The organism is Mycoavidus sp. B2-EB (genome assembly GCF_014218255.1).
GTDB lineage: Bacteria > Pseudomonadota > Gammaproteobacteria > Burkholderiales > Burkholderiaceae > Mycoavidus.
The window spans coordinates 1,832,354-1,851,368 of sequence record NZ_AP021872.1 but is presented as its reverse complement, the minus strand read 5'-3'; the positions used below and the strand labels follow the sequence as shown (position 1 = coordinate 1,851,368).

The following is a 19,015-nucleotide window of genomic DNA, read 5'->3' as shown; positions in this document are numbered from 1 at the left end:
AGTTTGATAGCAAATATTGAGTGGCACAGTCATGACTCTTTCACCTGAATCAGAGGGCGTATGCATGGACTCGGCGAACGAATCATTGATCGATTTTCCGTGCAATTTCCCAATTAAAGTATTAGGCAAAACCCAGCCTGGTTTTGCTGAAGAAATACAGCGATTGCTCCAAGAGTTTGATGCTAATTTTGATGGTGCATCGATTGAAATGCGCCCTTCGCATAACCGCAATTATATTGGTCTAACGTGTACGGTCTATGCGCGTGATCGTATGCATCTGGATCAGATCTATCGTGCATTAAGTTCACATCCGATGGTATCGGTGGTGCTCTAGTTTGAGCAGAGCCAGATGCGGGGCCGAATCAATGTTGACAAATATCGATGCTTTAAAGATGCATGTGCAATGGCGCGGTATTGAACCATACCAGGCCAGCTTTGCTGCCATGCGCGCCTTTACGGATGCGCGTACGATCGATACGCCGGATGAGCTTTGGCTGGTCGAGCACCCGCCCGTTTATACGTTAGGACAAGCCGGCAAACCTAGCCATCTATTGACGCCTAATACCGGTATTGAGCTGGTGCAGGTTGATCGCGGTGGGCAAATTACTTATCATGGCCCGGGTCAAGTAGTGGCTTATCTGTTATGCGATTTGCGCCGCCGTCAGTTAATGGTGCGCGAACTCGTTAACGATATTGAGCAGGCGGCGATTGATACGCTGGCAGCGTATAATATCGTCGGTGAGCGTAAATCTGGGGCGCCAGGGATTTACTACGCAGGATCCGCAGAGCAAGAGACGGCTGATGTATTGCGTGGCGCAAAAATTGCCGCGCTGGGACTCAAAATCCGCCGCGGCTGTAGCTACCATGGCGTGAGTTTAAACGTAAAGATGGATTTACAGCCATTTCATGACATTAACCCTTGCGGCTACGCAGGTTTAAGAATTGTCGACATGGCTACGTTGGGTGTTGTCACCGACTGGCGCGAAGTTGCTCAGACGCTTGCTACCCAATTAATTAAACGGATTACTATGCACACTATCGGCCTGGCAAAAACTGAACCTGCCGCTGGTGTCGCTGAATAGGATAGTTGTATGACCGCAGAAACACCGGTAAGCCAATACGCCGCTTCGTCCACGATAGAACGTGCGCAACCTCTCTATGACCCTACGGCTAAGCAAAAATCTCAAGCTAAGACAGCGCGCATTCCAATTAAAATCGTACCCGCCGAAAAGTTAAAAAAACCCGATTGGATTCGTGTCAAAGCAGCCACTGGCAGCTCAAACTCGCGTTTCTACGAAATTAAGCAAATTTTGCGCGAGCACAAGTTGCACACCGTCTGCGAAGAGGCAAGCTGCCCCAATATCGGCGAATGCTTTGGCAAAGGCACGGCGACCTTTATGATTATGGGCGATAAATGCACGCGGCGTTGCCCATTTTGTGACGTGGGTCACGGCCGTCCGGATCCGCTTGATCCGCACGAGCCAGAAAATCTGGCCAAAACGATTGCAGCTTTAAAACTTAAATACGTGGTCATTACAAGCGTTGATCGTGACGATTTGCGCGATGGGGGCGCGGCCCATTTTGTGGCTTGTATTGAACGGGTACGGGCGCTTTCTCCGCAAACGCGGATCGAAATTCTTACGCCGGATTTCCGTGGCCGGCTTGACCGCGCGCTTTCCATCTTAAATGCAGCGCCGCCCGATGTGATGAATCACAACCTTGAAACGGTACCGCGTTTATATAAAGAAGCGCGGCCTGGCTCGGATTATCAACATTCATTGAATTTGCTAAAAGAATTCAAAGCCGTGCATCCCAATACCCCGACTAAATCTGGGCTGATGGTTGGGCTAGGCGAGCGTGAAGAAGAAATCTTGCAGGTGATGCGGGATTTGCGTGCGCATAATGTAGATATGCTCACGCTTGGCCAATATTTACAACCTTCAGAGCATCATTTGCCGGTGCGCGATTATATTCATCCGGATACCTTCAAAATGTATGAGGAAGAAGCCTACAAAATGGGGTTCACTCATGCGGCAGTGGGGGCGATGGTGCGTTCGAGTTACCATGCGGATGAGCAGGCGCATAGTGCTGGGGTGGTGGGTTGATGGCTGTGCCTTTCAAATCGCGGATTTGTCCGATCAGATCTGAACTAATACAGGTTAGCGCTTATGGGAGTTGCCTCTCTACAATGGGCTTGACTGCTTGATATCTAAATTCTTGTGTAAATTGCTGCTTTGGTAATCTTTCCATTTTGGTCCTTTGACGCTTTTCTTCTTCATTCATGGCGTCCACCAAATCGATACTACCTCACCTAAGTCCACAAGCTGTTGCGGCTGTACATCAGGTCGGCATGGGTAACTCGATTACGCTTGTTCTTGGGGGCGGCCTGGGATTCCTGGCGATGCTCCATTGCGCGCAACCTTTGATGTCTACTGCCCGTATCGGCCCAATAGCTATTCTTCGTTGCGATTGATACATAGACGGGTTCGATGCTGCCCGAAAATCCAGAAATTCGCTACAATCCATGATACGCAGCTATTAAAGCAGGACAAACAATGTGTGCAGATGTAAAGAAACTTCGATTGACACGATATTGCCAAGCGCTTTTGATCGCCTTCTTGCTGGCGAGTTGCGCGACAACCTACAACCCAGGTGAATATGTGAGCCCCACTCTGGCTAGTCTCAAATATAGCCCAGCCCAACTATAAAAATTGAGCCGCTCATGTGTTTCGTTGCACTAGCCGTTTTTATTTAGATTTTCCGCCTGTAAATCCAGTGCGCGTGTATAAAGCGCCGCGCGTGAAGTATGCGTAAGCGTGGCGGCAAGCCGTGCTGCGGTGCTCACGGGCATATGGGTCAACAGCAGTTGCAATAGCTCATCATGTTGGCTCGCACTATTTTGCTGAACAGGGGGTGCTCCTTCCACGACGAATACAAATTCTCCCCGCTGCCGGTTGGGATCTTCCTGGAGCCAGATTAACCCTTCGGCCAGGGTGGCGCAGTGCAAATTTTCGTGTAACTTTGTTAATTCGCGCGCGATGAGTAACCGTCGTTGGCTGCCAAAGATAGTCGATAGCGCACGGACTGTTTCCAGTACTCGATGCGGTGCCTCGTAAAATACCATGGCGTGAGGATGATGAGCGAGTGCCTGGAGTTGTGCTGCGCGTTGTTTGGATTTAGCTGGAAGAAAACCTATGAAGGTAAATCCCCCTTGTACGGCAACATCGTGGCTGAAGCCTGCGCCCGTTACACTAAGCGCTGCTGCGAGGGCATTGCAGCCAGGAATAGGTATCGTGGCGAAGCCGGCGGTACGCACTGCCTCGACAATTTTTGCGCCTGGGTCGCTGATGCCAGGGGTGCCTGCATCTGATATGTAAGCAATTCGTTCGCCGGCCTGCAGATGCGTCACAATGCGCGCAGCGGCTTCGTGCTCATTATGCTGATGTGCGGCCAGCAAAGGTTTGGTGATGCCGTAGCGGGCCAGCAATTGCGCGCTGTTCCGGGTATCTTCAGCGGCCACTCGATCGACCTGTGTGAGCACATGTAGCGCGCGTAATGTGATGTCAGCGGCGTTGCCGATCGGGGTGGCAACAACATATAACGCTGAAGCTGGATAAGTCTGATGCTGAGCGAGTGAGAGTAAATCAACCAATTCATGTCCTCAGTATTTATTGAAATCTTGGGGCAAGATCCATTGTGCCACGCAACTATCGATTGATCATGAATAAAAACGCTGAACCACCTAGGTTGCAAGGTGCAAAAAAGCTTGGTGCGGAGTTTGAAACGCGCGCATTAGAATATTTGCAGCAGCGTGGCATGGCGCTGGTCGCGCGCAATGTGACTTTTCAGAGAGGTGAAATAGATCTGATTATGCGCGACACAAAGAATGTCCTAATATTCGTTGAGGTGCGGGCGCGCGTCAGCATGCGGTTTGGCGGTGCTGGGGCGAGTATTGGCAAAACCAAACAGGCGCGTTTAATCTTAGCTGCGCGCTGTTATCTTGCCGCCTGGCGTGGGGAATTGCCGGTATGTCGTTTTGATGCGGTAATATTCGATGGCGAGCATATAAGCTGGCTGACGAATATATTTGGCGCTGAGGGCGCTTAGAGTTAGGGTCTTGGGCGTGGGTTTATTCCATGGGGAAATAAAAATGATAAAAGATCGCGCGCCAAGGTTATAAGTAAATACGATAGAATCGGCCGTAATGTTTTAACTATGGCTGATTGCAAACGGAAAATTCAATGTTGATTGAAAGAATTAAGCAGCACTTTCGAGATAGCGCGTCAACTAAGCTTACGGCTCTTGAAGAGCTTGCCACTCCAATTGCTGCTGCTGTTGACGCAATCTTTGTGGCGCTGGCGAATGGCGGTAAAGTACTGATTTGTGGGAATGGCGGTTCGGCTGCAGATGCGCAGCATTTTGCGGCTGAGTTAGTCGGTCGTTTTGAACAAGAGCGGCCCGCTTTGCCGGCAATTGCCTTAACCACGGATTCATCTATTTTAACGGCGATTGGCAACGATTATAGTTTTGCGAAAATCTTCGCCAGGCAGGTATCTGGGTTGGGGCGGCCTGGCGATATCTTGATTGCGATCTCTACTTCTGGTAATTCAGAAAATGTATTGGCTGCGATTGAAAGCGCACATGAACAAGAAATGCTAGTGATCGCGTTAACGGGTAAAGGCGGTGGCCGCATAAAAGAAGTTTTGCTTGATACCGATTTACACCTCTGCGCCCCAAGTGAACGTACTGCGCGAATCCAGGAAATTCATTCGTTAACGGTGCATTGCTTATGCGATGGCATTGATGCAATGTTACTGGGCGATGAATAATTGCATTTTTATGATGTTAATCAAAAGGAGCTTGACATGATTGCAACGCAGATTGGCAGAACCGTTGGCCGAGCCATACTGGCTTTGAGTTTGCTTTCTTCATTACAGGGGTGCCCGCTATTAGTGGTGGGCGCTGCCGGTGGTGGCGCGTTGGTTGCCTCAGACCGCCGTACCTTAGGTGCGCAGACAGAAGATCGCGAGATTCAAGTTAAAGCCGTAGCGCAGCTTAAGCGCGAGCTATCCAATGAGGCCCATGTTAGCGTTACTGCATTTAACCGGCGTGTATTGTTGACGGGTGAAGTGCCAAATGCAAGCGCCAAATTAAAAGCTGAAACGATCGTGCGCGCGATCGGCAATATACAAGACGTTGTCAATGAGCTCACGGTTCAAGGCGCAAGTTCCTTTACCTCGCGCTCAAGTGATTCGTATCTGACGGCCAAAGTCAAAGCGTCGCATGTGAATGCGTCGGATATTTCCGCTACTTTTATTAAAGTGGTGACGGAGCGCGGGATCGTATATTTGATGGGCTTAGTGACCGGCAGCGAGGGTAACCGCGCGGCTGAGCTGGCGGGCCGTGTGCCGGGTGTGCTGCAAGTCGTGAAAGTGTTCCAATATATTTCTGAAACGGAAGCTAAGAAACTATCGTTGGGCACGCCACCGCAGCCCGGTCGTGCGCCTGCCAGTGGGGTGAATAAAACCTTGCCTACGTCTTCGGATCAAAAGTAGCCAAGGCTTATTTAGAACGAAATGCGGGTTGGTAAATTAAATAAAATTCTGCGTCAGGTCATACGCACAGTGGCACTTTGGTTGAGCGTCGCCACCTGTGCGGTGAGTAGTCACGCAGTATATGCAACCGATGCAGCGCAGGCGCAATTATTAATTCGGCGTAATGCATGCATGAGTTGTCATACGACCGACCAAAAAAGAATTGGGCCTTCTTATTTAGCGGTAGCGGCTAAATACAAGGATAAACCTGAGGCATTAGCGCAATTAGTTGAAAAAATTAAAAAAGGTGGCGCGGGGGCATGGGGCGCGGTTCCCATGCCATCCCATCCGCGTTTGAGCGAAACAGATGCGCAAACGATCGTTGCTTGGGTATTAGCGGGAGCGCCGCCAAAATGAACAAACGAGAGTAAAAGTTGAGGTAGAATGGCAAGCGCCTTGTCGCGATGTGCGCTGTGCAATATGCGACACTCTGCCGAAAAACTGCCGCAGTCTACTCGTTTTTGTGCATGGCGCCGGGCAGGTGGGCCATGATTTACATCGTATTACTATCGAAAGCACCCGCTAAATGAGCACAAAAAAATCTTTGACAGAAGCTGAAATCCTGAAGATGGGCGAGAAGGATTACATGAATGAAGCGCAGCTCGAGTTTTTTAAACGTCGACTCGAGCAATTGCAAGAGGAGCTTTTGCATAACGCTGGACAAACTACGGAGCATTTGCGTGAGACAGTGGTTGTGCCTGATCCGGCTGATCGCGCCACTATCGAAGAGGAGCATGCGCTAGAGTTGCGCACTCGAGATCGAGAAAGGAAATTACTCAAAAAAATTCAGCAATCGCTGAAGCGCATTGAGGCAGGTGAATATGGTTGGTGTGAAGAAACGGGCGAACCTATCGGCCTTGCGCGTTTACTGGCTCGACCTACCGCCACCTTGTCGCTTGAAGCGCAAGAGCGCCGCGAACTGCGTCAAAAACTCTTTGGTGATTAATTAGATTTAGCGCACGCCGCATCTCGCCTTTACGTCCAATCGTCGAGTAACATACAAATAGCGTATCAAAAAGTGTTTTGTGTTGCTCTTGATAATTGGCATGATGCCTTAAATATAGTAAGCATTCGCGCTTAAGATAAGCTCGCTTGGTTCCATCGTTTAGCTATGAGCTACAGGCGGCTGGAGGTGTAGCGTTTTCAGAAGGAATGTATATGGAACAATATCATGGCACCACAATCGTTTCGGTGCGGCGCGGCAAGCAAGTGGCTGTCGGTGGAGATGGGCAAGTCACTTTGGGCAATGTGGTTATGAAAGGCAGTGCCAGAAAAATCCGGCGCATTTATAACAATAAAGTATTGGTTGGTTTTGCCGGTGGTACAGCTGACGCATTTTCGTTGCTGGATCGTTTTGAGGGGAAGCTCGAAAAATACCAGGGCCATTTAATGCGCGCTGCCGTTGAACTTGCTAAAGATTGGCGTACCGATCGTATGTTGCGCCGCTTGGAGGCAATGATGATCGCAGCTGATACTGAAACGACGCTTATCCTAACGGGCAATGGCGACGTGCTAGACCCTGAAAATGGTATTTGCGCAATTGGTTCGGGTGGAACCTATGCGCAGGCAGCGGCGCGCGCGCTGGCGCAAAATACGGAGCTTGCGCCACGCGACATCGTTGAAAAATCGCTCGGCATTGCCGGCGATCTATGTATTTATACTAACCACAATCTTATTATCGAGACCCTCGATTGAGCATTTTGATATGAGCAATATGACCCCCGCCGAAATTGTCTCGGAACTGAAGAAACATATTATTGGCCAGGAAAAAGCTAAGCGCGCTGTAGCGGTTGCGCTACGCAACCGCTGGCGTAGGCGGCAGGTGGCTGAGCCATTGCGCCAAGAAATTACCCCCAAAAATATTTTGATGATTGGCCCAACTGGCGTGGGCAAGACAGAAATTGCTCGGCGTCTAGCAAAGTTAGCCGAGGCGCCTTTTATCAAAGTCGAGGTGACTAAATTTACCGAAGTGGGTTATGTCGGCCGCGATGTAGATAGTATTGTGCGTGATTTAATCGAAATTGCGGTTAAGCAAACGCGTGAATCTGAAATGCATAAGGTGCGTACCAAAGCAGAAGATTTTGCTGAGGAGCGAATCCTTGACATTTTATTGCCGACTCCTCGTACGCCGTCCGTAAACGTATCGCATGAAGCCGCGGCAGAGTCAGAAAATCAAGCAACGGATAGCAAAGTTAGTCACGATAAGGAAGAAAATGCAACGCGCCAAACCTTTCGTAAGCGTTTGCGTGAGGGCAAACTCAATGATAAAGAAATCGATCTAGATTTAGAGTCGTCAGCCGCCACGATGGATATTATGGGCCCGGCTGGGATGGAAGAGATGACTGAGCAAATCCGCAGTATGCTCTCAAGTATGGGAAGTGGGCGTAAGACGCGGCGCAAAGTCAGCATTAAAGAAGCCATGAAGCTTTTGACCGATGAAGAAGCGGCAAAAATGCTGAATGACGATGACATTAAATCCCAAGCTGTGCAAAGTGTTGAACAAAACGGCATCATCTTTCTGGATGAAATTGACAAAATTGCCTCACGTAGCGAGGCGAGTGGGGCTGAAGTGTCGCGCCAAGGCGTACAGCGTGATTTATTGCCATTGGTTGAAGGCACGACGGTTAGCACCAAATATGGGATGGTTAAAACCGACCATATTTTGTTTATCGCATGTGGGGCTTTTCATTTGTCTAAACCCAGCGATTTAATCCCTGAGTTACAGGGGCGTTTTCCAATCCGAGTTGAGCTTGATTCGCTGTCCGTTGAAGACTTCGAAGCCATCTTGAATGGCACTGATGCAAGTCTAGTAAAGCAATATCAAGCGCTTTTAGAGACGGATGGAGTCAAACTGAATTTTGTTAAAGATGGAATTCGTCGCTTGGCGGAAATTGCTTTCTCAGTGAATGAAAAAACGGAGAATATTGGTGCGCGCCGCCTTTATACGGTAATTGAAAAATTACTCGAGGAAGTCGCGTTTGTCGCTGGCAGTCAAGGCCCGCAGCAAGTTAAAATTGATGCGGCTTATGTGGACGCGGCGCTAAATGATGTCGCTAAAAATGAAGATTTGTCCCGCTATATTCTGTAAGCGCATTGCTTGAAACTTGTGCGTATTACAACACCTACTGCTCAGTGACTACCGCTATGTCCCCAAAATTGGACCTATCCTTAATCTCGAATGAATTAAAGACCCATATTCTTGCAGAGGCGTTGCCCCATATTCAGCGCTATCACGGTAAAACCGTGGTGGTTAAATATGGCGGTAACGCAATGACTGAACAACAGCTAAAACAAGGTTTTGCACGTGATGCTGTATTGCTCAAACTGTTAGGCATTAATTTAGTCTTAGTTCACGGTGGCGGGCCGCAAATCGATCGAGCTTTGCAAAGAGTTGGCAAACAAAGAATTTTTGTGCAAGGTATTCGGGTGACTGATGCGGAGACAATGAGTGTCGTCGAATGGGTATTGGCGGGTGAGATTCAGCAAGAAATCGTCTCATTAATTAACCATTATGGCGGCCAAGCAGTTGGCTTGACTGGCAAAGACGGAGGGCTCATTCGAGCGCGCCGGATGTTAACGCCAGATCAGGAGCGCGCGGGCAAATTCTTAGATGTGGGCCAAGTCGGTGAGATCGAAGTAATTAATCCTGCCGTGGTTAAGGCTTTACAAAGCGGCGCCTTTATTCCAGTGATCTCACCGATTGGCTTTGATGATGAGGGTGCCTCTTATAATTTAAATGCAGATTGGGTTGCCAGCAAGCTTGCTACGATTCTGAACGCTGAAAAATTATTGATCATGACAAACATTGCTGGCGTGATGGATAAACACGGTGAGTTGTTGGCGGATTTAAGCGCGAGCCAAATCGATGCGCTCTTTGCTGATGGTGCGATTTCCGGCGGCATGTTGCCCAAAATCAGAGCTGCGCTTGAGGCCGCTAAAAGTGGTATACCTGCGGTGCACATTATGGATGGTCGCATCGAGCATTCATTACTGCTCGAGATCTTGACTGAGCAATCGCTTGGCACGGTAATTCGTTCGCATTAAATTGCTTAAAGCAATCAGCAGCCTAAGTGCTGTGAATTTTTCTAATCCTCTTTTACATTAGGTGGCCTATCTCGCCCAGTATGGAATCATCGATTGGTATTGTCACAGCGAAAAAAATGCATTTTTCTGCGCCGCTCTTGCTGCAAAGCGGGCAGTCGCTAGTTGATTATGACTTGATGGTTGAAACTTACGGGGTATTGAATGCGCAAGGTTCAAATGCGGTCCTGATTTGTCATGCATTGAACGCTTCCCATCATGTTGCCGGGCACTATTTGCATGAGCCGCAGAGCCAGGGCTGGTGGGACAATATGGTTGGGCCCGGCAAGCCGCTGGATACGCGGCATTTTTTCATTATTGGCATTAATAATCTTGGCTCGTGTTTTGGTTCAACTGGACCGATGAGCTTAGATCCGGCAACGGGCCGCCCATATGGCGCACGTTTTCCCGTTGTGACGGTTGAGGATTGGGTGAATGCTCAAGCGCGCGTGGCTGATGCGCTGGGCATTGAGCGTTTTGCCGCGGTCATGGGCGGCAGCCTTGGTGGGATGCAGGCTTTAGCTTGGAGTATTATGTATCCGGAGCGCGTTGCGCATTGCCTGGCGATTGCCTCTACCCCCAAATTATCTGCGCAAAATATCGCTTTTAATGAAGTTGCTCGTTCTGCCATTTTGTCTGATCCAGACTTTCATGGTGGGGATTATTACACCCATGGTGTAAAGCCCCGTATAGGATTGCGTTTGGCCCGGATGATCGGTCATATTACGTATTTATCTGATGAAGATATGGCGGCTAAATTCGGGCGGGCGCGCTTTAGCCAGGGGAAAAATACATACAATTTTAATTTCGATATTGAGTTTGAGGTTGAATCCTACCTACGCTATCAAGGCGCTAAATTCGCTGAATATTTTGACGCGAATACTTATCTCTTAGCAACCCGCGCGCTGGATTATTTTGATCCGGCCCAGGCGTATGCCGGTGACCTATCTGCTGCATTGGCGAACACTCGCGCAAACTATCTGGTGGTATCGTTTACCACAGATTGGCGTTTTCCACCGGCCCGTTCCCAAGAATTAGTCAAAGCATTACTTGAGCATAAACGTGCGGTGACTTATGCAGAAATTAATGCACCGCATGGACACGATGCATTTTTGCTGGCCGATGAGCGGTATCATAATTTAGTACGGGCGTACTATACGCGCATCGTTCAGGAGTGCGCATGACACTTTTGAAACCACAGATTGATCCGCAGATTTTTAGCGCGTTGACACCGCGAGATGACTTCCGCGCGATTGCGCGCTGGGTGGAGCCGCGTTCAAGCGTACTTGATTTGGGCTGTGGAGATGGTTCATTGCTCGCTTTATTAAGCAGCGAACTAGAAGTGCGTGGTTTTGGCATTGAAATTGATGAGAAAGGCGTGGTGGCTTGCGTGCAAAAGGGCGTCAATGTGATTCAGCAAGACCTTGAGAGAGGGTTGCGTTTATTTGAAGATCAAAGTTTTGATTACGCAATTTTGTCACAAACCTTACAGACTATTCATCGCACCGCTGAAATTCTATCGGAGACTGTGCGGGTTGCGCGCGAATGTATTATTTCATTCCCTAATTTTGGTTATTGGCAGCATCGCTTGGCGGTTATGAGGGGATATATGCCGGTGTCAGAGTCGCTACCCTATCAATGGCACAATACGCCTAATGTTCGAGTATTAACGATCCATGATTTTGATGCTCACGCGCATGCTGCGGGCATTCAAATTATTGACCGTGTGGTCCTGCATCAAGGGCGGGTTATAGATTGGGGCCAAAATTGGCGTGGTAGCCTTGCGGTTTATCGTGTTAAGCGCTATAGATAAATAGCGGTTTGTCTAGTAGGCTAGGAATCGCCGTCACAAACTGAAATATAGGTTCTTATATGAGGCTTAAACACGGCTGGCATGCCTATTTCAACATGCGCATGTTGATTTGCTTTTTCTTAGGCTTTACCTCGGGTCTGCCGCTTTTCGTTTTGCTCAACCTGGTGCAAGCCTGGCTACGTTCTGAAAAAGTAGATTTGGAGTCGATTGGGCTGTTTGCTCTGATTCAATTTCCATACACGTGGAAGTTTATCTGGGCGCCTATCATGGACCGCTTTAGCCCTCAGTTGCTAGGGGTGCGATTAGGGCGGCGGCGGGCCTGGATGCTCTGCACCCAATTAGGGGTGGCAGGCCTGATTGCTGCACTCGGCTTTATTTCACCACGCGATACCTTATGGGTCGTGGCTGTACTGGCCGCCGCGCTGGCTTTTTTTAGCGCGAGTTTGGATATTGTCCTAGATGCTTATCGGCGCGAGTTATTAAATGATCATGAACAGGGACTAGGGACTGCGATTCATGTCAATGCGTATAAAATCTCAAGTCTAGTGCCAGGTGCGCTAGCGCTGATTTTGTCAGATCATATTCAATGGTCAACCGTGTTTCTAATCACGGCGGCCTTTATGTTGCCTGGCATCATTTTGGCGTTAGTGGTGCGTGAACCTACGGTGCACGTGGCGCCACCTAAAACCTTGCGAGATGCGGTTGTGTTGCCTTTCCAAGAGTTTATGAAGCGTAATGGTTGGCGGCATGCTTTGTTGGTTTTAGCTTTTATATTTTTATATAAGCTCGGCGATAGTATGGCAACTTCGCTAGCGACGGCTTTTTATCTTGATTTGGGGTTTACTAGAACCGAAATCGGGGTGATTGCTAAGACGGTTGGGCTCTGGGCCAGTATTGGGGGAGGCGTCGTAGGTGGCGTGCTCCTTATGCAGCTTGGCATTGCGCGTGGCTTATGGCTTTTTGGCGTGGCTCAAATGGTGGCTATCTTAGGCTTTGCTTGGCTTGCGTATATAGGGCCAGTGGAGCTTTGGCTGGCGCTTGTAATTGGTGGTGAAATGTTTGCGACGGGGCTTGGTACTGCCGCGTTTATTGCGTATATCGCGCAGACTACGAATCCACGTTATACGGCGACCCAATTTGCTTTGTTCACCAGCTTATCCGCCGTACCTCGCACTTTTGCTAATGCGGGCGCGGGTTATATTGTTGAACAGGTGGGCTGGTTTGAGTTCTTTTTTGTATGCATGGCGCTGGCTTTGCCTGGCATGTTATTGTTACCCTGGATTGCGCCGTGGAAGGCGCGGCAAGAGCCAACCAAAATGAGCTGAGTTACAGGATGTCAAACGGGAGTGGGTGCGCGATGCTACAGCAAGTTTTTTCTTTCGGTATTTCTATTTGTATTGGCATGGGCGTAGTGGGGGCTACTTTACGCTCTGCATATGCAGATGAAAATAAAGAAAGCCCCACGGTGTCTTCGCCCTCTCAACAAAATAATGCGATAGCCGCGCTTGATACGGCTCCAGTCGATACGTTAGAGCTGCAAGCGCAGGAGGCATACAAACAATTTATCGCTAAGGCTCAGCGTCAGAAACGCTTGCTGGCGCCAACCGATGGGCGCGTGCAGCGTGTGCAGGCGATTTTAGATAAACTGATCCCATACACTTTTAGATGGAATGAACGAGTACGAAATTGGCAATGGGAAGTGCAAGTCATTCGCCGCGCGCGTGCCGATGCTTATTGCTTGCCGGGCGGTAAAATCTTGATTGATAGCGGAATATTTAATCAGCTGCAGCTTAATGACCATGAAATGGCCGTGTTGCTTGCTCACGAAATTGCTCACGCGCTACGCGGACATGCCAGCGATCTGGCTAATCTGCGACCGGCTATTCCTTATACGCGAGAGGATGAGGCTGAAGCAGATGTGATTGGTAACGATATTGCTGCTCGCGCCGGGTATGATCCACGTGCGGCTATCTCACTCTGGGATCGGGTCGCCGTCATCGATCGGGCTAAGCCCCTGGAATACGCCAAAATACATCCGTTCATTGGGCGGCGCGTAGAGGAACTCAGCATGCGTATCTCTGATTTATTGCCACTTTACGCAAAAGCGCTTGGCAAAACAGTTGAGACGCTGGCGCCCTATAAAGCCGCGGGTAAAGTTAAGTCTCGCCCCTGACCCCGCCGACTTAATGCGTAAGGGGGGAAGAAGCACTGCGATTACGCTATAAAAGCGCTGCATTTATGTCCAAAAAAAGTAAGGAGTGGGATTTTTAGAGAGCGTAGAATGTTTTGCGATGTTGGCCGATCTCTGGTCGCAAAACACATAATAAGTCGCGCATTCTACAGCGCTCTGGGTTCAGTCATTATGAACTCCTTGAAATTATGAAAAGATTACTTGACTGGAAAAACAAAATGCACCTTAGATTTTTGAGAAAATGTCATGTTTGTTTTGTATTTGCGTTGACGATCTTCTGTTTGCTAGCGGCCTGCTCGAGCGAACTGGTTACACCGAGCGCGAACGCTATTGCGTTACCGCAGGTTGTTGCGCATCGCGGCGGCGCTGGCGACGCGCCAGAGAATACGCTTGAAGCGATTAGGCTCGCGGTTGCGCACGGTGCAGATGGGATGTGGCTCACTGTGCAGTTGAGCAAAGATGGTGTGCCGATACTATATCGCCCTGCTGACCTCGCTTCATTGACAAATGCGTCTGGCCCAGTCGCACATTACACAGCGGCCGAATTGGCACGGATGAATGTCGGATGGAATTTCAAGGACGAGAATGGACACTATCCATATTGTGACCGTCCGATTGGCATCCCAACACTACGCGATGCTTTGCGCACGTTACCAGTTGGTATGCCAGTAGTGCTTGATATGAAGGCCCTACCCGCTGAGCCACAGGCACGTGCGGTGGCGCAGGTGCTGAGCGACGAGAACGCATGGCCACATGTATTAATTTATTCAACCGAGGCCGCGTATCAACAGGTTTTCAGCAGCTATCCACAAGCCCAGTTATTCGAATCGCGCGATGCGACGCGCAGCCGGCTAATAAAGATTTTACTCAATGAAGACTGTAAAAGCGTACCGTTTACGTCTGTATGGACGGGTTTCGAATTGCACCGGAAGCTAGCAGTGACGGAAAATTTCACCCTTGGCGAAGGTATCTCGCAAGTTAATGCGACTATGTGGACACCTGCGACAGTCACCTGCTTCCGTCATCAGAATACATCAGTGAAGATCCTCGCATTTTCGGTAAATAATGCGCTCGACTACCGAACTGCAGCGTGTCTCGGCTTGGATGCCGTATTATCGGATTCGCCGCGGAAGATGATGGCGATCAAAGCTGAGTTAAGCTATAAGCCATTACAGTGCGATGCAACTGCAAAGAAAGCAACTGTTATGCACTAACCACGGGCGAAATTCCAATATTTTTCTCTCAGAATAACTGAGTGAATATTCAGTTATTACTTTAATAAGGTTGGTCTTTATAGGCTTTTCGGGGGCTAATTATTTGCAAGGTTTTTTATAGCGCGATCGCCCTGGGGAAAGAAGACGAGCTGACTCGTTTTCCTAAATTTTCGTTCTCTCCGTTTAGCCTTTCCTTATCCTAAGTTTGGACTACTTTAGCGAGTGAGCATAATCGATTGTCAGCGGGGCATGATCGCTGAATTTGATTTCTTTAAAAATTGAAGTGCTGAGCGCCTGTGCAGCAATGGCTGGAGTGGCGATCTGATAATCAATGCGCCACCCGACATTTTTTGCATAAGCTTGTCCGCGGTTACTCCACCAAGTATATTGATCTGCACGTGGATCAAGCTGGCGAAAAACATCTACATAATCGATTTCATCAAAAAGCTGAGTCAACCAGGCGCGCTCTTCAGGTAGAAAACCCGAGTTTTTTAGATTACCTTTCCAGTTCTTAATATCAATTTCTTTATGTGCGATATTAATATCGCCGCATAGAATGACTTCGCGTTGCTGTTTTAATTCAATTAAATGCGGCATAAAGGCTTCCATAAAACGATATTTTGCCTGCTGCCGTTCATTTGAACTGGAGCCGGAAGGCGCATAAACAGAGATGACTGACAGCTTGCCGTAGCGAATTTCGACATAGCGTCCTTCAGCATCGAACTCAGGGTTGCCAAAGCCGATAATGCAGTCATCGGGTTCATGTCGCATATAGAGTCCCACTCCGCTATAGCCTTTTTTAAGCGCATGTTGAAAGCAACTGAAATAACCATGCGGGGCTAAAAAATCAGGCGTCATATCGCCTTGCTGCGCTTTCAATTCTTGTACGCAAACAATATCGGCTTGCTGTTTGCCGAACCAATCAAAAAAGCCTTTTTTGGCCGCTGAACGAATACCATTCAGGTTGGCGCTAATAATTCTTAGCATTTGAGTTAAATTAGAATTTTGTTTTAGGGGGTCGAAAACTGACTCACTTTTCCTCTCGGAAGTGGATCAGACCAATTTTCGTTTTAAAATCTCATTGACCTGTTGTGGATTAGCCTTACCGCGGGTGGCTTTCATCGCTTGCCCGACTAATGCATTGAACGCTTTTTCTTTGCCCGCGCGAAATTCCTCAACTGACTTTGCATGGGCTACCAGTACTGCATCTATGATTGCATCGAGCTCGCTGGTATCAGAGATTTGCTTGAGCCCTTTGGCTTCAATGATGCGGTCTGCCGCTTGTTCATCGTTAGGTTTTTCATCCCAAATGGTCTGGAATACCTCTTTCGCAAGTTTATTGGAAATCGTCCCGTCGGCAATGCGCACAAGTAGCCGCGCGAGTTGCATGGCCGAGACTGGGCAAGCACAGATTTCAATGTTGTCACGCTTAAGCTGTGAGCTGAGTTCGCCCATCGCCCAATGGGCCGCCGCTTTGGCTAAATTCGGCTCAATCACGGCTTGTTTCTGTAATACGCAAATTTGTGCAACAACGGCTTCGTAATAGGCGGCCAGCGCGTTTGACGAAGTCAGCACATCGGCGTCATAGCAGGTCAGCCCATATTGTTCAATCAGGCGTTTTTGCATTGCGGCCGGCAATTCCGGTAATGTGCTGCGCACCTGTTCGATCCACGCGGTATCGATCACCAGTGGCATTAAATCTGGGTCAGGAAAATAGCGATAATCATGTGCATCTTCTTTGCTGCGCATCGGACGTGTCTCACGCCGCTCTGGATCGTATAAACGGGTTTCCTGTTTAACGGTGCCCCCATCTTCGATTAACTCGATTTGGCGTCTGATTTCGTAATTAATGGCTTCTTCCAAAAAGCGGAAAGAGTTTAGATTTTTGATTTCCGTGCGCGTGCCGAGTTCTGGTTGGTTGACTGGGCGCACCGATACATTAGCGTCGCAACGGAATGATCCTTCCTGCATGTTGCCGTCGCACACGCCAAGCCATACCACTAGTGCGTGTAAGGTTTTAGCATAGGCAAGCGCTTCGGCTGCACTATGTAATTCAGGTTCAGTCACAATTTCGAGTAAGGGTGTGCCAGCGCGATTTAAATCAATGCCGGTCATCTCAGAAAAATCTTCGTGTAATGATTTTCCTGCATCTTCTTCAAGATGCGCGCGGGTCAAGTGAATGGTTTTCTGATAGGCGGCTTGCTTGGTTTTTTCTTGTGCGGGAACGTGGAAGGTCAGTGTGCCGCCCTGTACGACAGGAAGTTTGCACTGGCTAATTTGATAGCCTTTGGGCAGGTCCGGATAAAAGTAATGCTTGCGCTCAAAAATACTCCGAGGCGTAATCGCGCCCTCGATTGCCAGGCCAAAGCGAATCGCGAGCTCAGCTGCCGCTCGGTTCATGACTGGCAAAACACCAGGTAAGGCTAGATCTATAACGCTAGCCTGCGTATTGGGGGGCATCCCAAATTGCGTTGCAGCACCAGAAAAAATCTTTGACGCGCAGGCTAGTTGCGCATGTGTTTCAAGGCCAATCGTGGCTTCCCATTGCATCATTAAACTCCCTCTGGCATACGGGTGTGCCAGTCTGTCACTTGCTGAAAGGCGTGCGCAATTTGTAACATGCGCGCTTCGCTAAAATAGTTGCCAATAATTTGTAGACCAACCGGCCTTGAGCTATGAGTGTTCTGCCCAAAACCGCAGGGGATGCTCATGCCCGGCAAGCCCGCTAAACTGATTGATAAGGTGTAAATATCAGCCAGATACATGTGCAGCGGATCATCGGTTTTTTCGCCCAGATTCCAGGCGACGGTAGGTGAGACCGGGCCCATCATAACGTCGCATTGAGCAAAGCCTTGTTGAAAATCTTGAGCGATAAGACGACGGATTTTCTGCGCCTGGACATAATACGCATCGTAATAACCATGCGATAACACATAGGTGCCAACTAGAATACGTCGTTTAACCTCAGCGCCGAATCCTTCTGTTCGCGTTTTTTGATATAAATCGGTGAGGTCGCGGTAGTGGGCCGCGCGATGGCCGTAGCGTACGCCATCAAAGCGTGAAAAATTAGAAGAAGCTTCCGCCGAAGCCAGCACGTAATACACCGGAATCGAAAGCTCGGTTTTGGGCAACGAAATCTCAACCAGAGTGGCCCCTAATGATTCATATACCTTGAGCGCAGTCTCAAGCGCAGAGCGTACCTCCGCGGCTAACCCCGCACTAAAATATTCTTTGGGTAGACCGATACGTAACCCTTTCAAGTTGGGTGGCTCTTGCGTTTGCCCAGTTGTGGCGGATTGACTCGGATGAGCTTGAGGGTTCCAGGCGTGTCCAAGATAGCGGTTAAAGTCTTCGGTCTCATGCGCTAGGCTGGTTGAGTCACGTGGATCAAAGCCCGCTAGCGCATTTAGGAGAAGCGCGCAGTCTGCTGCACTGACAGCGATTGGGCCTGCTTGATCTAATGAGGAAGCAAAGGCGATCATGCCGTATCGTGAAATCCGGCCATAGGTTGGTTTAATGCCAGTGACGCCAGTGAATGCGGCAGGTTGGCGAATCGAGCCGCCGGTATCGCTGCCGGTGGCGGCACTCACTAACCGCGCTGCGACTGCAGCGGCAGAGCCGCCGGATGAACCGCCTGGCACAGCCGCAAGATCCCATGGGTTTTGAGTCAAACCAAAAAAGGAGTTTTCTGTGGAGGAACCCATGCCGAATTCATCCATGTTGGTTTTGCCAACACAAACCATGCCAGCCTTAGCGAGCCGTTCAACCACGGTGGCATCGAATGGGCTGACATAGTGCGCGAGCATGTTTGAGCCAGCGGTGGATTTCCAGTCACGGGTTACAAAGACATCTTTGTGTGCAATGGGGATGCCGGTTAGGGGTCCCGCGTGTCCGTGCGCGATGGATACATCGGCTTGGGTTGCGGCGGCAAGCGTAGCTTCTGGGTTAACCTCAAGCAAGGCGTTAAGTGCATTGGCGGCCTCAATGCGCGCTAAAAAATGCTGCGCGAGTTCGACCGCCGACACGGCTTTGGTATCGAGCGCCAAGCGCAGTTCAGCTAAATTCTTTTGATGCATCGTGCAGTTTTCCGGGAAAAGCGAACGCAGTAGGTAAAAACAAAATA

The 19,015-nt window shown here is 49.3% G+C and carries 20 protein-coding genes; 16 read left to right on the top strand and 4 right to left on the bottom strand.

Annotated elements, in window-relative coordinates; all coding sequences use genetic code 11:
- The first annotated feature begins 31 nt into the window (after positions 1–31).
- Genes MPB2EB_RS08335 through lipA form a run of 3 tightly spaced genes read left to right on the top strand, consistent with a single transcriptional unit; the run spans position 32 to position 2,105 of the window.
- The gene (locus MPB2EB_RS08335; protein WP_232534441.1) at positions 32–334 is read left to right on the top strand and encodes a DUF493 family protein; all 303 of its coding nucleotides are present in this window, start codon (positions 32–34) and stop codon (positions 332–334) included.
- Positions 335–365: 31 nt separating this feature from the next.
- On the top strand, positions 366–1,082 hold the full coding sequence (gene lipB, locus MPB2EB_RS08330) for a lipoyl(octanoyl) transferase LipB (protein ID WP_185181847.1): 717 nt from the start codon (positions 366–368) through the stop codon (positions 1,080–1,082).
- A gap of 9 nt (positions 1,083–1,091) precedes the next feature.
- Complete coding sequence (gene lipA, locus MPB2EB_RS08325; protein ID WP_232534440.1) at positions 1,092–2,105, top strand: lipoyl synthase; 1,014 nt, start codon at positions 1,092–1,094, stop codon at positions 2,103–2,105.
- A 632-nt stretch (positions 2,106–2,737) separates the two neighbouring features.
- Here the strand turns inward: lipA and rsmI are convergent.
- Entirely contained in the window at positions 2,738–3,652 is a 915-nt protein-coding gene (rsmI, locus tag MPB2EB_RS08320; protein WP_185181846.1) for a 16S rRNA (cytidine(1402)-2'-O)-methyltransferase, read from the bottom strand.
- Positions 3,653–3,720: 68 nt separating this feature from the next.
- Between rsmI and MPB2EB_RS08315 the strand changes: the two genes are divergently transcribed.
- From MPB2EB_RS08315 to MPB2EB_RS08255, 13 genes are all read left to right on the top strand, one after another.
- The gene (locus tag MPB2EB_RS08315; RefSeq protein ID WP_185181845.1) at positions 3,721–4,107 is read left to right on the top strand and encodes a YraN family protein; all 387 of its coding nucleotides are present in this window, start codon (positions 3,721–3,723) and stop codon (positions 4,105–4,107) included.
- Between the two features lie 134 nt (positions 4,108–4,241).
- A complete protein-coding gene (locus MPB2EB_RS08310) occupies positions 4,242–4,829 on the top strand; it encodes a phosphoheptose isomerase (RefSeq protein WP_185181844.1) in 588 nt (195 codons plus the stop codon).
- Between the two features lie 36 nt (positions 4,830–4,865).
- Positions 4,866–5,555, top strand: a complete 690-nt coding sequence (locus MPB2EB_RS08305) for a BON domain-containing protein (protein WP_185181843.1) — start codon at positions 4,866–4,868, stop codon at positions 5,553–5,555.
- 21 nt (positions 5,556–5,576) lie between these two features.
- Positions 5,577–5,951 (top strand): c-type cytochrome, encoded by a 375-nt coding sequence (locus MPB2EB_RS08300; protein ID WP_185181842.1) that lies wholly within the window; start codon positions 5,577–5,579, stop codon positions 5,949–5,951.
- Between the two features lie 169 nt (positions 5,952–6,120).
- On the top strand, positions 6,121–6,540 hold the full coding sequence (gene dksA, locus MPB2EB_RS08295; RefSeq protein WP_185181841.1) for an RNA polymerase-binding protein DksA: 420 nt from the start codon (positions 6,121–6,123) through the stop codon (positions 6,538–6,540).
- A 212-nt stretch (positions 6,541–6,752) separates the two neighbouring features.
- Positions 6,753–7,289, top strand: a complete 537-nt coding sequence (gene hslV, locus MPB2EB_RS08290; protein ID WP_185181840.1) for an ATP-dependent protease subunit HslV — start codon at positions 6,753–6,755, stop codon at positions 7,287–7,289.
- A gap of 10 nt (positions 7,290–7,299) precedes the next feature.
- Positions 7,300–8,682: an ATP-dependent protease ATPase subunit HslU gene (hslU, locus tag MPB2EB_RS08285; RefSeq protein WP_185181839.1), complete on the top strand. Its 1,383-nt coding sequence runs from the start codon at positions 7,300–7,302 to the stop codon at positions 8,680–8,682.
- Between the two features lie 56 nt (positions 8,683–8,738).
- Positions 8,739–9,638, top strand: coding sequence for an acetylglutamate kinase (gene argB / locus MPB2EB_RS08280; RefSeq protein WP_185181838.1), 900 nt, complete (start codon positions 8,739–8,741; stop codon positions 9,636–9,638).
- Positions 9,639–9,718: 80 nt separating this feature from the next.
- Positions 9,719–10,858 carry a homoserine O-acetyltransferase gene (locus MPB2EB_RS08275; protein ID WP_185181837.1) on the top strand — a complete coding sequence of 380 codons (1,140 nt, stop codon included), beginning with the start codon at positions 9,719–9,721 and terminating at the stop codon, positions 10,856–10,858.
- Positions 10,855–11,487 (top strand): methionine biosynthesis protein MetW, encoded by a 633-nt coding sequence (gene metW, locus MPB2EB_RS08270; RefSeq protein WP_370576601.1) that lies wholly within the window; start codon positions 10,855–10,857, stop codon positions 11,485–11,487. The genes MPB2EB_RS08275 and metW overlap by 4 nt, the downstream gene beginning before the upstream one ends.
- Before the next feature lie 59 nt (positions 11,488–11,546).
- Positions 11,547–12,812 carry an AmpG family muropeptide MFS transporter gene (locus tag MPB2EB_RS08265; protein ID WP_185181836.1) on the top strand — a complete coding sequence of 422 codons (1,266 nt, stop codon included), beginning with the start codon at positions 11,547–11,549 and terminating at the stop codon, positions 12,810–12,812.
- A gap of 8 nt (positions 12,813–12,820) precedes the next feature.
- Entirely contained in the window at positions 12,821–13,660 is an 840-nt protein-coding gene (locus MPB2EB_RS08260; RefSeq protein WP_232534439.1) for a M48 family metallopeptidase, read from the top strand.
- A gap of 236 nt (positions 13,661–13,896) precedes the next feature.
- Positions 13,897–14,892 (top strand): glycerophosphodiester phosphodiesterase family protein, encoded by a 996-nt coding sequence (locus MPB2EB_RS08255; protein WP_185181834.1) that lies wholly within the window; start codon positions 13,897–13,899, stop codon positions 14,890–14,892.
- Positions 14,893–15,102: 210 nt separating this feature from the next.
- Here MPB2EB_RS08255 and MPB2EB_RS08250 read toward each other — a convergent pair whose 3' ends face one another.
- The 3 genes from MPB2EB_RS08250 to gatA all read right to left on the bottom strand — a co-directional run bounded on the left by MPB2EB_RS08250 (position 15,103) and on the right by gatA (position 18,968).
- A complete protein-coding gene (locus tag MPB2EB_RS08250) occupies positions 15,103–15,879 on the bottom strand; it encodes an exodeoxyribonuclease III (protein WP_185181833.1) in 777 nt (258 codons plus the stop codon).
- Positions 15,880–15,945: 66 nt separating this feature from the next.
- Positions 15,946–17,445: an Asp-tRNA(Asn)/Glu-tRNA(Gln) amidotransferase subunit GatB gene (gene gatB / locus MPB2EB_RS08245; RefSeq protein WP_185181832.1), complete on the bottom strand. Its 1,500-nt coding sequence runs from the start codon at positions 17,443–17,445 to the stop codon at positions 15,946–15,948.
- Positions 17,445–18,968: an Asp-tRNA(Asn)/Glu-tRNA(Gln) amidotransferase subunit GatA gene (gatA, locus tag MPB2EB_RS08240; RefSeq protein ID WP_185181831.1), complete on the bottom strand. Its 1,524-nt coding sequence runs from the start codon at positions 18,966–18,968 to the stop codon at positions 17,445–17,447. The genes gatB and gatA overlap by 1 nt, the downstream gene beginning before the upstream one ends.
- Between the last annotated feature and the right edge of the window lie 47 nt (positions 18,969–19,015).